The organism is Alcanivorax sp. S6407, from assembly GCF_023016115.1.
In the GTDB taxonomy this organism is placed as follows: domain Bacteria; phylum Pseudomonadota; class Gammaproteobacteria; order Pseudomonadales; family Alcanivoracaceae; genus Alcanivorax.
In genome coordinates, this window is the sequence record NZ_JALKBH010000011.1 from 1 (window position 1) to 15507 (window position 15507).

The 15507-nt window shown below is 57.9% G+C and carries 13 protein-coding genes; 3 read left to right on the forward strand and 10 right to left on the reverse strand.

Going from position 1 to position 15507, the window contains the following annotated elements:
• Positions 1-386 precede the first annotated feature (386 nt).
• From MWU49_RS16770 to MWU49_RS16785, 4 genes are read right to left on the reverse strand one after another with little or no spacing between them, the layout of a single operon-like run.
• Positions 387-1106, reverse strand: coding sequence for a proteasome-type protease (locus tag MWU49_RS16770; RefSeq protein WP_246974573.1), 720 nt, complete (start codon positions 1104-1106; stop codon positions 387-389).
• A 31-nt stretch (positions 1107-1137) separates the two neighbouring features.
• Positions 1138-1935, reverse strand: a complete 798-nt coding sequence (locus MWU49_RS16775) for a transglutaminase family protein (RefSeq protein ID WP_246974576.1) — start codon at positions 1933-1935, stop codon at positions 1138-1140.
• Positions 1932-2861 (reverse strand): alpha-E domain-containing protein, encoded by a 930-nt coding sequence (locus MWU49_RS16780; protein ID WP_246974579.1) that lies wholly within the window; start codon positions 2859-2861, stop codon positions 1932-1934. The genes MWU49_RS16775 and MWU49_RS16780 overlap by 4 nt, the downstream gene beginning before the upstream one ends.
• Positions 2855-4300: a circularly permuted type 2 ATP-grasp protein gene (locus MWU49_RS16785; protein WP_246974582.1), complete on the reverse strand. Its 1446-nt coding sequence runs from the start codon at positions 4298-4300 to the stop codon at positions 2855-2857. The genes MWU49_RS16780 and MWU49_RS16785 overlap by 7 nt, the downstream gene beginning before the upstream one ends.
• A 154-nt stretch (positions 4301-4454) precedes the next feature.
• Here MWU49_RS16785 and MWU49_RS16790 point away from each other — a divergent pair, with 154 nt between their 5' ends.
• Positions 4455-5588 carry an NAD(P)/FAD-dependent oxidoreductase gene (locus MWU49_RS16790; protein ID WP_246974585.1) on the forward strand — a complete coding sequence of 378 codons (1134 nt, stop codon included), beginning with the start codon at positions 4455-4457 and terminating at the stop codon, positions 5586-5588.
• A gap of 181 nt (positions 5589-5769) precedes the next feature.
• Here MWU49_RS16790 and MWU49_RS16795 read toward each other — a convergent pair whose 3' ends face one another.
• The 3 genes from MWU49_RS16795 to MWU49_RS16805 form a co-directional block, all read right to left on the reverse strand.
• Positions 5770-6546: an SDR family oxidoreductase gene (locus tag MWU49_RS16795; protein WP_246974588.1), complete on the reverse strand. Its 777-nt coding sequence runs from the start codon at positions 6544-6546 to the stop codon at positions 5770-5772.
• 996 nt (positions 6547-7542) lie between these two features.
• The gene (locus tag MWU49_RS16800; RefSeq protein ID WP_246974591.1) at positions 7543-8472 is read right to left on the reverse strand and encodes an FAD-binding protein; all 930 of its coding nucleotides are present in this window, start codon (positions 8470-8472) and stop codon (positions 7543-7545) included.
• Entirely contained in the window at positions 8472-9221 is a 750-nt protein-coding gene (locus tag MWU49_RS16805; protein ID WP_246974594.1) for an electron transfer flavoprotein subunit beta/FixA family protein, read from the reverse strand. Before MWU49_RS16805 ends, MWU49_RS16800 begins: the two co-directional genes overlap by 1 nt.
• Positions 9222-9727: 506 nt before the next feature.
• Between MWU49_RS16805 and MWU49_RS16810 the strand changes: the two genes are divergently transcribed.
• Both MWU49_RS16810 and MWU49_RS16815 read left to right on the forward strand, forming a co-directional pair.
• The gene (locus MWU49_RS16810; protein ID WP_246974597.1) at positions 9728-11383 is read left to right on the forward strand and encodes an electron transfer flavoprotein-ubiquinone oxidoreductase; all 1656 of its coding nucleotides are present in this window, start codon (positions 9728-9730) and stop codon (positions 11381-11383) included.
• A gap of 536 nt (positions 11384-11919) precedes the next feature.
• Positions 11920-12804 carry an oxygenase MpaB family protein gene (locus MWU49_RS16815; protein ID WP_246974600.1) on the forward strand — a complete coding sequence of 295 codons (885 nt, stop codon included), beginning with the start codon at positions 11920-11922 and terminating at the stop codon, positions 12802-12804.
• Here MWU49_RS16815 and MWU49_RS16820 read toward each other — a convergent pair.
• The 3 genes from MWU49_RS16820 to MWU49_RS16830 all read right to left on the reverse strand — a co-directional run bounded on the left by MWU49_RS16820 (position 12801) and on the right by MWU49_RS16830 (position 15393).
• Positions 12801-13514, reverse strand: coding sequence for a pseudouridine synthase (locus MWU49_RS16820; RefSeq protein ID WP_246974603.1), 714 nt, complete (start codon positions 13512-13514; stop codon positions 12801-12803). The genes MWU49_RS16815 and MWU49_RS16820 overlap by 4 nt on opposite strands.
• Positions 13511-13975 carry a hypothetical protein gene (locus tag MWU49_RS16825; protein WP_246974607.1) on the reverse strand — a complete coding sequence of 155 codons (465 nt, stop codon included), beginning with the start codon at positions 13973-13975 and terminating at the stop codon, positions 13511-13513. Before MWU49_RS16825 ends, MWU49_RS16820 begins: the two co-directional genes overlap by 4 nt.
• 80 nt (positions 13976-14055) lie before the next feature.
• Positions 14056-15393, reverse strand: a complete 1338-nt coding sequence (locus tag MWU49_RS16830; RefSeq protein WP_246974610.1) for an FAD-dependent oxidoreductase — start codon at positions 15391-15393, stop codon at positions 14056-14058.
• Positions 15394-15507 lie beyond the last annotated feature (114 nt).

Below are 15507 nucleotides of genomic sequence, written 5' to 3' on the forward strand. Positions count from 1 at the left end.
ATCTTTTAAAGATCCCGTCCCGAACAGGTCCCACACGTTTGCTTGCCTGATTGTTAAAGAGCGTCTCGTCCGGTGCCGCGCTTTGCGTTGTTGCCCCGTCGAGGAGTGCGCATTCTAGGGATTTTTCCGGGGGCGTCAACACTTTTTTCCGACCAGAATGAAGAAATCGGAAATTCTTCCAAAAAGCCGGCTCACGGGGCCTGAAACGATTAATTTTCAGCCACGAACGGCTATTTTCTGCCCAAAGCCTCCCCTCTTCCTTCAACCGACATTGAAGGTACCGCAGAGAGCGGCGAAGAAGCCATGAGGAAAGGTTGTTTTTTAATCAACCCAGAGGGAAGAAGCGATGGATGACGCCACAAAAGGCGTCAAGGCGCCCCGGCAGATCACCATTCCACATCCGGTAATTGGGCAAAGGCTTCACGCAATCCCTGTGACCAGGCCTCACCCAGTGCATGGAAATGCGCATCCTGGTCGGTGACATCGTGATGATTCGCCAGGCTGTAGCTGTCCGTATCATAGATCAGCACGTCCAGGGGCAGGCCCACCGAGAGATTGGAGCGGATAGTGGAGTCCAGACTGATCAAGGCGCACTTGGCCGCATCCTTGAGGGGCAGCTGGTAATCCACTACCCGATCGAGAATCGGCTTGCCGTACTTGATCTCGCCAATCTGGAAGTAAGGGGTATCCGGAGTGCTTTCAATGAAGTTGCCCTCCGGGTAGATCTGGAACAGCCGGTGCCGCTCACCATGAATCTGGCCGCCGACGATAAAGCTGCTGCCAAAATCCACGTTGCCCTGGCTCTGCCCGGAATCCCTGCGGATGACTTCCCGGCAGGTGCTGCCGACGATGGTGGCCACCTCATACATGGACCGGGCACCAAACAGGTTGGGCTGATCGCTGTTCAGGCGCATGTTCAACAGACTGATGACACTTTGCGTGGTGGCCAGGTTACCTGCACTGAGAATGACGATGGCACGCTCACCATCCATCATGAATTTATGCAGTTTCCTGAAGGTGGCAATCTGGTCCACCCCCGCATTGGTGCGAGAATCCGCAGCAAATACCAGCCCCTTCTCCAGGGACATCGCCACGCAATAGGTCATGCTTGTCTGCTCCGATAACGATCCCGGCCTGTCACTGCATGCTTTCCGACACGGTCCGGTTGACCAGTGCCACCGCTTCCAGCGACTCGACCCCACCGCCGAAGCGTACACCACGGACCGGACAGGCATCCATATAATCCATGCCCACTGCCAGCTTGAGGTGGTGGCGTGGCTGGCTGGTCTGGTTGGTCACATCAAAAGTGTGCCAGCCATCATCCTGCCAGACTTCAGCCCAGGCGTGACTGGCCACATGCTCGGAATCCTTGCTGTAGAGATAGCCACTCACATAGCGGGCCGGCATACCCAGGGCACGACAACAGGCAAGGAACACATGGGTATGGTCCTGACAGACCCCCTTGCCCAGCTTCCAGGCTTCACGGGCATTACTGGCCACACTGGTTACCCCGGGAGTAAACGGCATCCCCTGCAGGATGGATTCACTCAATCGTTCAAATCGGGCCAGGCCTGCAAGGTCGTCATGCCGATGGGCCAGCTCTTCCAGCGACTCGTTGCTTTCGGTAAGAAAAGTCGGACGGGTGAACACCAGCGGAGACAGGCGATGATCACTGTCTTCACTGTCCTCATCGGTGATCTCCACCACCCCTTTTACCGTCAGGGCGATCTGCTGATGCGGCTTGTCCAGCGTGAGCACATGGAGGATGTTGTTGTAGCCATCCGACCCTTCATCTGCATGCTCCGGCAAATCCAGCTCCCAGCTCAGTACCCGCTGCCGGGCAGAGGGCCGCGGCGTCAGGCGCAGATACTGGGTGCTGTGCTTTACCCGCTCTGAATAACGGTATTCCGTGCTGTGTTGGATTGACAGTTTCATACCAGCTCCAGATATTCACTTTGAATGGTGTCCGCCAGCTCATTGATGCGGCGAAGAAAATCCGTCAGATAGTCGTGCAGACCAATATCGATGATGTGCTCCATATCGCCATACTGGAGACGGGCCAGCTGGACTGCCGCCAGGCGCTTGGCCTCCAGCCCAGCATTACCTTCGATGGCAGGCAGCAGCTCGCACAGCATCTGCAGGCATGACAACAACGAACGAGGCACCTCCGGGCGCAGGATCAACAACTCCGCCACCCGTTCACCATTGATGGTTTCGCTGAACATTTCCCGGAACGCCTCATAGGCCCCCACCGAGCGCAGCAAGGCATGCCAGCGGTAGTAATCCAGGGTGGTGTTGGGTTGGTTCTGGCCATCGCGGTGCTTCACATCGAGAATCCGGGCAGTGTTATCTGCCCGCTCGATGAAGGTCCCCAGACGCAGGAAGCGGAAGGTATCGCTGCGCATCAGGGTGCCGTAGGTGGCCCCGCGGAACAGGTGGGAACGATTCTTCACCCACTCGAAGAACGCGGTTTCACCATAGGCCTGCAACCCGGTCTGGCGGATTTCCTTGAGCTCCAGCCAGGTGCTGTTGACGCTTTCCCACATTTCCGAGGTGATCTTGCCGCGCACCGCATGGGCGCTGGCACGGGCCTGTCGCAGGCAGGAATAGATGCTGGCCGGGCTGTCCGCATCCAGGGTGAAGAAGAACAGCAGATTCTGGATGGTGATTTTGCCGTAGCGGGATCCGTAATGGTCCGCCGTGCCGGTAATGGCAAGAGGCGCCGCCATTTCTGCCTGGGTGTCCACGGCAAAGCGGATCAATGACAGGTTCCACACCACATCCAGCATCCGCGCTGTATTTTCCGCCCGCTCGAAATAGCGGGACAACCAGTAAAGGTCTGAAGCGGTACGACTCAGCATGCGCCTTCCTCCCCGCCTTCCAGTACCCAGGTATCCTTGGTGCCGCCACCCTGGGAAGAATTGACCACCAGCGAACCGGACTTCATGGCTACCCGTGTCAGCCCACCGGGGACCACCCGGGTTTCGTTGCCGCTAAGCACAAAGGGACGCAGATCGATATGGCGAGGCGCGATGCCCTCCTCCACGAAAATCGGACAGGTGGACAGGGACAGGGTCGGCTGGGCGATATAGTTTTCCGGGTCCGCCTTGAGTCGATCCCGGAACATTTCGATTTCAGCCTGGCTGGCCGCCGGCCCCACCAGCATGCCATAGCCACCGGCACCGTGAACTTCCTTGACCACCAGCTCCGGCAATTTCGCCAGCACCTCTTTCAGGTCATCCGGTTTACGGCACTGCCAGGTAGGCACGTTGTTGAGGATCGGCTCCTCATCCAGGTAGAACCGGATCATGTCAGGCACGTAGGGATAGATGGACTTGTCATCCCCCACCCCGGTACCCACCGCATTGGCCAGTACCACATTCCCTTGTCGGTACACTGACAACAGACCGGGCACCCCCAGCATGGAGTCGGAACGGAAAGCCAGCGGGTCGAGGAAATCATCATCGATGCGGCGGTAGATCACATCCACCCGCTGCGGGCCGGCGGTGGTACGCATATAGACATAGCCATCCTTGACGAACAGATCCGCGCCCTCCACAAGCTCGATACCCATCTGCTGGGCCAGGAAGGCATGCTCGAAGTAGGCACTGTTGAACTGCCCCGGCGTCAGCAACACCACCGTGGGGTGGCTGTAACTGGCACTCTGCTGCAGGGTTTCCAGCAGCAGGCTGGGGTAATGCTCCACCGGTGCCACGGTCTGTTCGGCGAACAGCTCCGGGAACAGACGCATCATCATGCGCCGGTTCTCGATCATGTAGCTCACCCCGGACGGAGTGCGCAGATTGTCCTCCAGCACATACCAGTCCCCTTCCCCATCGCGGATCAGGTCCACGCCGCTGATATGGGAATAGACTTGATTGTGCAGATCCACATCCTGCATGCATGGCTGGTACTGGCTGTTGCCAAAGATCTGTTCGGCAGGAATACGACCGGCTTTGATGATGTTCTGGTCGTGGTAGATGTCGTGAAGAAAAAGATTGAGCGCATTGACCCGCTGGATGGCGCCGCGCTCCAGCAGATCCCACTCGCTGGCAGGAATCACCCGCGGCAGGGTGTCGAAAGGAATCAGCCGCTCGGTGCCGCTGTCCTCGCCGTAGACATTGAAGGTAATGCCTACCCGGTGAAACTGGAGTTCCGCTTCCTTGCGTTTGCGTTGTAGCAGGCCGCGATCCTGTCGCAGCAACCAATCGTGATAACTCGTGTAGTGAGGCCGCACCTCACCGCCCGGCGCTATCATCTCGTCGAAACCGGACACCGCCGGCAACTTTAATGAACGCATGGCGTCTTCCTTGGTCCTGAAGCACACTACAGGCGTGCCCCTGAAAGCACTTCAGCAAGTCCTGTGCCAGAATGGGCATAGCAAAGACCCCATTTAACCGGGGCTGCAGACCTCACGGCTCCAAAACAGGGCATGACCACACCCATGGTGCAGAATGCGCCCGATTTCGGGCATCCATATGGAAACCGTTGATACCGCCATCATTGGCGCCGGAGCCATAGGCCTCGCGCTGGCCAGAACCCTGTCAGCAGACCGTTCCGTGGTGGTGCTGGAGCAGGAAAACCGTGTCGGTCAGCACCTGTCATCGCGCAACAGCGAAGTGATTCATGCCGGCCTCTACTACCCTCCCGGTTCGCTCAAGTCGCGGCTATGCCTTGCCGGCAGTAAAGCACTCTATCGTTACTGCGAGGCGACAGGAGTGCCTTACCGCCAATGCGGCAAGTTACTGGTGGCGCAGAAAGGACAGGAAGCCCAGCTCCAGCAACTGCACGATAATGCCGAAGCCGTGGGAGCCCCCGCCCTCAAGCGTCTGTCCCGCACTCAATGGCAACAGCAGGAGCCCTGGCTGAACGCCAGCGAGGTGCTGCTCAGTCCTGGCTCCGGAATCTTCGACAGCCACTCACTGCTTTCACAGCTGCAGCAGGATGCACACCTCAATGGCGCCCTGATTACGCTATGCCACCAGGTCACACGTATTGAATGTGAACCCAACGACTACAGGCTGCTGGTGGCGGATAGCAACAAACAGCATTTCACCTTACGTTGCCGGCAGCTGATCCTTGCCGCCGGCTTGTACAACACGTCACTGCTGGAAAGTGCCGCAGGCTTCCCCACCGATCAGGTTCCTGAACAACGGCAGGCGCGCGGTAATTATTTTGCATTGTCGGGCCGCAGCCCCACTCGAAGACTGGTTTACCCCATGCCCGAAGCCCACGGTCTGGGGGTGCACCTCACCGTGGATATGGCTAATCAGGCACGCTTCGGCCCGGATGTGGAATGGATCACTCCCACCCTGCCCCCGGATTACCTAATCAATGCGGAACGAAAGTCGACGTTTGTAGATGCCGTCCAGCAATACTGGCCAGACCTGAACCCGGACCGGCTGCAGCCGAGCTACGCCGGTATCCGGCCCAAGCTCTACCTTCAGAACAAGCCGTTAACCGATTTTCTGATTCAGGATGTGGGCAGTCACGGGCTCAGCGGGATGATCAATCTGCTGGGTATCGAATCCCCGGGGCTGACGGCGGCGTTGGCCATTGCTGAGGAGGTAAAGGGGCGTCTGGGATAGCGGGTTGAACCGCGGGGGCGGGAGCAGTTGAAAGTTTAAAGTTCAAAGTTGAAAAGCGCGGGCAAGCGCCCCGGTTTTGGAAGGTCGTGCCAGCGCTCTTACCCTCGCCCGCGGGCACGGCCTTGCAAAACCTGCAACCTGATCCGCGTTTTAACTTTGAACTTTAAACTTTCAACTCGATTTACTCATGCCTTCCCATCACCGCGCCGGCGAGGCGCACTACCCAACTTTCTGGCAGGAAGCGGGTCAACATGGTCATGGCGCGATAGAGAGCGCCAGGGACCACCACCGCCCTTCCCCTGGCCAGTGCTTGCAGGCCTGCCCTTGCCACTGGCGCCACCGGCATCATCGCCTTCTCCAGTGACGGATCCATCTGGCCACGGGCCTTGCTGGAAAACTCTGTACGTGTGCCTCCGGGACTCAGGGTAGTCACGGTGATGCCGGCAGGTTTCAGTTCTTCATGCAGCGCCCTGCCCAGCGTCTGTACAAAGGCCTTGCTGGCCGCATACGCTGCCATACCCGGAATCGGAAACCAGGCCGACACCGAGCTCACGTTGAGGATCCAGCCCTCGCCTCGCGCAGCCATGGGCGCGGCGAAAAGGCGGGTCAGCGCCAGCAAGGCACGATCATTCACATCCACCATGCCGAGCTGTTCGTCCAGAGACATCTCCAGCGTCGGTTTCTGAAAGCCGAAACCGGCGTTATTGATCAGGATATCCACCCGCCGCTCCAGAGAGGCAACCTGGTCGAAAATCCTGGTGGGAGCTTGTGGATCGGCAAGATCCACGGTGATCACGTCCACCGTCACCGCAGACAATTGTGCGGCCAGCGCATTAAGTCGCTCAGTTCGCCGCGCCACCAAAATCAGATGACATCCCTGCGCTGCCAGCTGACGGGCCATTTCCTCACCGAGGCCACTGGAGGCGCCGGTGATAAGGGCGGTTTTTCCTGAAAACATGCATCCTCCGTTTCTACGAAGCTGCTGTGGGAACGTAGCGTAGCGAATAACGTGCCTGCAGGCGATCCGGGCCTTGGTGAGGAGAATCAGTTTCGAGTTGCGAGGAACGAGTTTCGAAAGGCAAAACCTGATACTCGAAACGCGCTTCTGGAATCCTTACCTCGCTTGGGCTCGGATCGCTTGCAGGCAAGCTCCCACAGCGGCTTCGTAGAAACGACTAATTGAAGACATGCAAATCCTCCTGCTTTCACTCGCTTAGCCATGATAACGCACCAATACCATCAGCACGGCATCTTCCCCGTTAGAGTGAGTCGAGGAACGGAAGGATCTGGCGGCGAAGAGCAAAAAACCTGTCTGAGCGGAGCGAGTCTTTTTTGCGTCCGCCAGATCCCCTTCTCAATCTGTGTAAGTACCGGAGTGTGCCTGCGGAGCAGGCCGAACGGAGTCGGGGTGGCGGGGAGTCCAGAGGGGGAGCCAGCTCCCCCTTTGGGCCTTTATGCTCGTCAGGGTACGTCGCGGCGAGGACACGCACGTGCCAAAGTGAGATGACATATCAGCAAATGTCGAGTCACCTAGGGGGGACCACCGTAACCGCAGATTCGCACCTCAAGTTCCTGAAGTTCGAACGTCGGCTCTGGAATCCTTACCTCGCCTGGGCTCGGATCGCTTGCAGGCAAGTTATTCGCTGCGCTCACCCCTTCGGGGCCGCACTCCGTGCGTTACTCCGCTGCGCTACGTTCCCACAGGTTCTAACAAGGATCTGTGCCTGCTGCATCTCAGTTCCTCGCTGTCGCTCGGTTCGCGCCCTGAACGGCGCTCCTACAGCGGCTTCGTAGAAAAGCTGAAAACCCGGGAACTTTTCCCGGGTTTTCTATCAATCCAAGCGTAGCTTGTAGCTTGTAGCTTGTAGCTTGTAGCTTGTAGCTTGTAGCTTGTAGCTAAAAACAAAAAACCCGGCGCAAGGCCGGGTTTTTGTGGTGCGGACAGCGCGCTGTATTACAGCTTGCCGTCCAGCTCCGGTACTGCTTCGAACAGGTCAGCCACCAGGCCGTAGTCAGCCACCTGGAAGATCGGGGCTTCTTCGTCCTTGTTGATGGCAACGATGACCTTGGAGTCTTTCATACCGGCCAGATGCTGGATGGCACCGGAGATGCCTACAGCAACGTACAGGTTCGGGGCGACGATCTTGCCAGTCTGACCTACCTGCATGTCGTTCGGTACGAAGCCTGCATCTACGGCAGCACGGGATGCACCCACGCCAGCGCCCAGCTTGTCAGCCAGCTTGTACAGGATTTCGAAGTTGTCGCCGTTACCCATGCCACGACCACCGGAGATCACGATCTCGGCAGAAGTCAGCTCAGGACGGTCAGACTTGGCCAGCTCTTCACCAACGAAGGAAGAGGTGCCAGCGTTCTTAGCAACGTCCAGGGCTTCAACGGCAGCAGAGCCACCTTCAGCAGCAACGCCATCGAAAGAAGTACCACGCACGGTGATCACTTTCTTGGCATCAGAGCTCTTCACGGTAGCAATAGCGTTACCAGCGTAGATCGGACGCTTGAAAGTATCAGCGTCGATCACTTCAGAGATCTCGGAAACCTGAGCCACGTCCAGCAGAGCAGCAGTGCGCGGAGCAAAGTTCTTGCCGGTGGTGGTGGCAGCAGCCAGAACGTGGGTGTAGTCGGCAGCCACTTCGGCAACCAGATCACCAACGTTTTCGGCCAGTTGGTGCTCGTAGGCATCGTTGTCAGCGCACAGTACCTTGGAAACGCCATCAATCTTGGCAGCTTCTTCAGCAACGGCGCCACAGCCTTTACCGGCAACCAGAACGGTGATGTCGCCACCGATAGCCTTGGCAGCAGCAACTACGCTCAGGGTGACCTTGTTGAGCGCGGCGTTATCGTGTTCGGCGTAAACTAGTACACTCATCAGATCACCTTCGCTTCGTTCTTCAGTTTCTCGACCAGCTCGTCTACGGAGCCAACGATGATGCCAGCCTGACGCTCAGCCGGTGCTTCAACGCTAACGGTGGTCACACGCGGAGTCAGGTCAACGCCCAGATCAGCAGCGGTCTTGGTGTCCAGCGGCTTCTTCTTGGCTTTCATGATGTTCGGCAGAGACGCGTAACGCGGCTCGTTCAGACGCAGGTCAGTGGTAACCACGGCCGGCAGGCTCAGCTCAACAGTCTGCAGACCACCGTCGATTTCACGGGTTACTTTCACTTTGCCATCAGCAACATTCACTTCAGAAGCGAAGGTACCCTGCGGCATGCCAGTCAGAGCAGCCAGCATCTGGCCAGTCTGGTTGTTGTCACCGTCGATGGCCTGCTTGCCCAGGATAACCAGCTCAGGCTTTTCTTCATCAACGATAGCTTTCAGCGCCTTGGCAATGCCCAGCGGCTGAACGTCTTCGTCAGTTTCTACCAGGATGGAGCGGTCGGCGCCCAGAGCCATGGCAGTACGCAGCTGTTCCTGAGCGGTCTTGGGACCGATGGAAACGGCAACGATTTCGGTAACCACACCCTTCTCTTTAAGGCGCACCGCTTCTTCTACAGCGATTTCACAGAAGGGGTTCATGGCCATTTTGACGTTTGCGAGATCAACACCAGAGTTGTCCGCCTTCACGCGAACCTTGACGTTGTAGTCAATGACTCGCTTGATGGGTACAAGAACCTTCATAGGATCCTCGGAATGTTCCATTGGGTGACTTGTAGAAGGAGGCGACATGACGCCGTTGCCGGGTCCACCCCCGCGAAAGAGCCGCTATCTTGAACGCTCGGCCACATGAGGTCAATAGGCCGAAAATCTGTAAGCAGATGATTTTGCTGCAAATAGGTCAGTATTATTGTGACTTCCCGGTCGGCCATTTTCTTGAAAATCAAGCATCTAGCAAGAGATAATCCAAACAGTTGTTTGAAAATATCTCTGATCACGGCCCCGTGACACCCGCTTCCTATATATAGAAGCTGCCTGTCCTGACAGGATCAACGGTCATCAGGGTCAATCAGAGAAACCCGAGCAGTGGTGCGAATACCTCTATCTCTATATACTCCGCGCCACCCCAAGTCTGGCCACGGGCGGCTGCTGAGAAAGATTTTCTGTGACAAGGGATGTTTTCCCCTCTCCAGAACTTCTTTCTCAGTGGCTTCCGGGCCGAAACGCAATCCGATAGCGAGGAGAAGGCTGTGGAACGCGAATCTATGGAAGTCGACGTCGTCATCGTCGGCGCCGGTCCTTCCGGTCTGGCAACTGCCTGCCGTCTGGGTCAGATCGCCCAGGAAACCGGGCAGGAAATAAGTGTTGTTGTGGTAGAGAAAGGCTCCGAAATCGGCGCCCATATTCTCTCCGGTGCGGTGCTTGAGCCGCGCGCCCTGAACGAACTGTTCCCCAACTGGGAAGAGATGGGTGCTCCGGTGAACACCAAGGTTACCGGTGACGAAATCTACTACCTGACGGGTCCGGAAAAGGCACAGAAGGTGCCGAACCTGTTCGTTCCGAAAACCATGCACAACGAAGGGAACTACATCATTTCCCTCGGCAACCTGTGCCGCTGGCTGGGTGAGCAGGCCGAAGGCCTGGGCATCGAGATCTTCCCGGGCTTCGCCGCCAACGAGATCCTCTACAATGAAGATGGATCCGTGAAAGGTATCGCTACCGGTGATTTCGGTATCGGCCACGATGGCGAGAAGAAAGACAGCTACATGCCGGGCATGGAGCTGCACGCCAAGTACACCATCTTCTCCGAAGGCTGTCGTGGTCAGCTCGGCAAAGAGCTGATGGAAAAGTACAGCCTGCGTGAAGGCACCGATCCGCAGCACTACGGTATCGGCATCAAGGAACTGTGGGACATCGACCCGGCCAAGCATCAGGAAGGCCTGGTGGTGCACACCGCTGGCTGGCCCCTGAGCGAGTCCGGCTCCCCGGGTGGTGCTTTCCTGTACCACATCGAGAACAACCAGGTTGCCCTGGGTCTGATCACCGATCTGGCCTACTCCAACCCGCACGTGTCTCCGTTCGACGAGATGCAGCGCTGGAAGACCAATCCGGAAATCAGCAAGCACCTGGAAGGCGGCAAGCGTGTGTCCTACGGCGCCCGCGCCATCGCCAAGGGCGGTCTGCAGTCCCTGCCGAAGATGACCTTCCCGGGTGGTCTGCTGGTAGGCTGTAACGCCGGCACCCTGAACTTCGCCAAGATCAAGGGCACCCACACTGCCATGAAGTCCGGCATGATTGCTGCCGAAATTCTGGCGGAAGCCCTGAAAGGCGGCCGTGGCAGCGACGAGCTGACCGAATATAAAGAAGCCTTCGACAAGAGCTGGGTCTACGAAGAACTGCACGCACAGCGCAACTTCGGCCCTGCCCAGCACAAGTTCGGCAACTTCATCGGTTCTGCGTTTGCCTTCGTGGACATCAACCTGTTCAACGGCAAGCTGCCGATCACCATGCACGACACCGTGGCGGATCACGACACCCTGAAGCCAGCGGACCAGTGCAAGAAAATCGATTACCCGAAGCCGGACGGCAAGCTGACCTTCGCCAAGCTGGACAGCGTATTCCTGTCCAACACCAACCACGAAGAAGATCAGCCCTGTCACCTGACGCTGAAAGATCCGAACGTACCGCTGCAGGTCAACCTGCCCAAGTGGGACGAGCCGGCCCAGCGTTACTGCCCGGCTGGCGTGTACGAAGTGGTCGAGGACGAGAACACTGGTGACAAGCGTTTCCAGATCAACGCCCAGAACTGCGTGCACTGCAAGACCTGTGACATCAAGGATCCCACCCAGAACATCAACTGGGTGGCGCCGGAAGGTACCGGTGGCCCGAATTACCCGAACATGTAATTCGCACCGACCTTGGTATCACTGAAAACGCGCCCTCCGGGGCGCTTTTTTGTGGCCGCTCTGCCGCTGCAACGTGCATCAGGCTCGCCAAGGCAACACAGCCCCCCTTCTCTGCCATCCTGTTGCAATACTTCGAGACTAACCGAACCGGCCTCCTGCCCTCGTAACCCCTCCTGGCAGCCCAAATCGGGGCAATGTGTGTGGATCGGTTACACTCAGGGAAGCTCAGAAGAAAGGATTTATGGCTGCTGAGCCGAAATGATGGGTTTTCAGGGTCAACAAACTGGCCTGATATAGGGTTTTGTCGACAAAAATACAAAAAAATAGCCTGCGTCTACCCCCTGAACCTCATCGAAAACAAACCCATTTGCATCGATAAAGGCAGCAAAATACTGCACTAGCCCCCGACTCTGCTGATCCTCTCCGAACAGATACATAAGATTGTATTTGTATCATTGTGTGATGAAACCATCCTCGATAGCATGCCAATCAAACGAGCGTATGACCGACATGTTCGGCCTTCGAGGAACAACAATATGAACGCACAAGCCTCTCCGATTCAGGGCAAGACCCGGCTTGAAAATGACTGGCCCACGCCCCTTACCGCCAAGGAGCTGGACCAGAAGTATCCCGGCATCCTGGATCTGACCGTGTTTCTGTCTGCTGGCGCCAACGTGATCATGCAGCTGGCCCTGCCTGGTGTTGGCTATGGTGTTGCAGAAAGCCGGGTGAAGAGCGGCTCCATTATTCATCGCCCGCTGAAACGTGCCCGTACCACCTTCACTTATCTCTCTGTGGCCATGATGGGTACCACGGAAGAAAAGCTCGCCTACCGCCGTGCCGTCAATGGTGCACACCGCCATGTGCATTCCACCGAAACGTCGCCGGTGAAATACAATGCCTTCGACACTGATCTGCAGCTGTGGGTAGCCGCCTGTCTGTATTGGGGTTTTATCGATACCTATCAGAAGGTTCGCCGTCCGCTGACTCGCGCCGAGCATGAAGAGTTCTATCAGCTGGCTCGCCCGCTGGGCACTACCCTGCAGGTGCGCGAAGACATGTGGCCTGAAGATCTGGAGGCATTTGAAGCTTACTGGCAGGAGGGCCTGAAAAAACTGCACATCGACGATCGGGTGCGCGAGTTCCTGATGATCATTGCCGATCTGAAGTTCCTGACCCCGGTGTCCCAGTTCCTGTTCGGCCGTTTTCATCGCTTTATGGCCGCCGGCTTCCTCCCGGCAGAAGTGCGTGAGCAGATGAAACTGGAGTGGAGCGACAAGAAGCAGCGCAAATTCGATCGCACCCTGCGCATCATCGCCGGCATTATCCGGGTACTGCCCCGCCCGATTCGCCAGCTGGCATTCACCGTGCCGCTACGCGACTTCCGCCGTCGCCTGGCCAAGGGCCAGCCGCTGGTTTAATCCGCGATCGTTTGCACCTCGTGTTCCGTCAGCGCCCGGCATTCGCCGGGCGCTAACGTTTTATCCAGTTGTAAATTTCCCACCGCCAGCCGATGCAGGGTTTTCACCTTGTTGCCACGCTGCGCGAACATCCTCCGAATCTGGTGGTAACGCCCTTCCTGCAACCACACGTCCGCCTCTTGCTGAGCCCGTATCAACAGACGCGCCGGGCGCGTAACCAGCCCCTCGAATTCGAACCGCATGCCTGCCGCAAAAGCCTCTACATCATGCTCATCCAGCGGCAACTCCAGCGTCACCCGATAGTGTTTCCAGACTCCGGTATCCGGCTCACTGAGACGCCGTGACCAACTGCCGTCGTTGGTCAGAATCACCAGTCCCGTGCTGTTGTAATCCAGTCGTCCAGCCAGGTGCAGGTGCGCGTCGCGGAGCGCTTCCGGCACCAGATCCACTACCGTGGTGTGCTGTTCATCCCGGGTCGCGCTTACCACGCCGGCAGGCTTGTTGAGCATCAGGTACAGCGGCGTTTTGCCATGCACAATCCGCTCGTCAACCTGCACCTGCTCGAACGGGCCGACAATACGCTGGCGATCTTTTTCGATTTCACCATTCACACGCACACGGCCGGCAGCAAGCAACGGCCGCAACCGCGAGCGGCTGATCTGCAGCTGCTCACTGAGCAGCCGATCCAGACGAAAATAGCGGGTGGTCATTGTCGGGAAATTGACTCTCGGTATAGACGTTCATGATTCAACAGGCGCGTGCTGGCTAACCAGGCAACCGGAACCCCGTAGAGACCTGTCCCCCAGCCAACCACGATCAGGCTGGAGCCGCCCCATTCACCCAGTGACATGAAAAGCCCCGCCATCAACAGCACCGCAGTACAGAACCACAAAGGCGTTGGTTGCCCGGCGAGACGCAGCAGACGGTTGACCAGCAAGCCAAAACTCAGGGTAACCAGGACAGCAATGAGGGTGCTGGCAAGCGTGAAAACGACCCAGAATACCAGACTGTACAGATCGGCTTTCCCCACGGTGATCATCAACAGAAACACGATCGCGCTGTAGAACCCCGCCACCTGTGCGGCGGCCAATGCCCCGATCCTAACGGCACTGGCAGGCTCGATACGACTATCCAGTAACTGCGTACTTTGCGGCGCGCGATACTCATCCACCCTGAAAGCCCCCGGGATAACCAGCCAGACAATGCGATGTCCCTATCATACGCCCTTGTAGCCCGGGTTAGGCACAATGGTCAGGAAGTCAGCAGCGCCTCCACCGCACGGGCCGCACTCTGGCAGGCACCTTCCATGGTGGTGGTCCATTCGGTGTTGGTCCAGTCACCGGCGATCGCCAGCCCCTGTACTGAGGTTTTCTGCTCTGGGCGAACGCCAGCGGTGCCGGGGCGCTGGGCAAAGGTGGAATTGGGCATGCGCACGATATGGCTGTGAACCACGTTGGCATCACGTGCCTTCGGATAGTAGCGGCGCAGCATGTCCATCTGGATAGTCACGATCTCCGCATTGGATTTCTTGATCAATTCGTAGGAAGCTGACACCGTGGTTGAGAAGAACCAGTTGTCCTTCGGATCTCGCCCATGCATGCGCTGGCGGTCCCAGACCTGTTCCAGGATGCCTTCACCGTCGTAGAGAATCTCGCCCCAGTCCTTCATACCGATATCGCGATCCAGATAAAGATTAACGCTGACAATGGGCACCGGCGTCAGGGCTTCCACCGCTTTCTCGATCTTGTGGTACTCCGGCATCTGCACCAGCAAATCCTTCACCTGCCACACCGGCACCGCACAGATCACCGCATCCGCTGCCAGCACCTCATCGTCCAGCAGCGTGACCCCCTGCACCTTGCCATTATCGATGTCCACGCTCTTCACCGGCGCACGCGTGCGTACCGTGACGCCATGGTCCTGGAAGAAACGCTCGGCGCTATGCACAAACAGGGTGTCCAGATCCACGGTGGGGAAACCGATCGACACCGGGGTGCGCATCTTGATGCCCTTGCGGATGCCCGTCACCAGCAGATCGGCAGGCACCTTGGCCGAGGAAATATCCGTCTTGTCTCCGGTCAGCCCGATGACAATACCGTCCCACATGGCCCGTCGCGCAGAATGCGGCAAGCCACAGCGGTCAAACCATTGCTCGGCGGTAATCTGATCAAGATCCGCCGGCTGCTTCAGTGCTTCGCGGAACAATCGGGTCTGTGCCCGGGCGGTGCGGAGTTTATCCAGCCCGGAGACACCGGGCAGATCACCGACCATGGCACGCAAGCCTTCCAGCCCCCAGAACCCCGCACGCCGGGTCTTGCCGCCGGGCATCCGTGCCGTCATGTGGCCGGGAAATTTCACATGCTGTCGGGTGCCCACACTGTCGAGGTAGCGAAACAGATTTTCGTAGCCGCTGGCGAAGACATGCTGGCCATTGTCGGGCACATCATTGATCGCCTTCTGGGGAATCGCGATGGTGCGCCCGCCCAGGGCAGCTCGCCGCTCCAGTAGCAGCACCTCATGCCCGGCCTCTGCCAGCCACACCGCTGAAGCCATCCCGGACAGCCCGCCACCAACAACAATGCATTTCATCTCGCCACTTCCCCGCTACTGTTTTCGTCTGGAAGATGGCAGGTTAGCAGGGGGCTATCCGGGCGGGGACACACAAAATAACGGTAGATGAACACCCTGACCGTAATGGCCCCA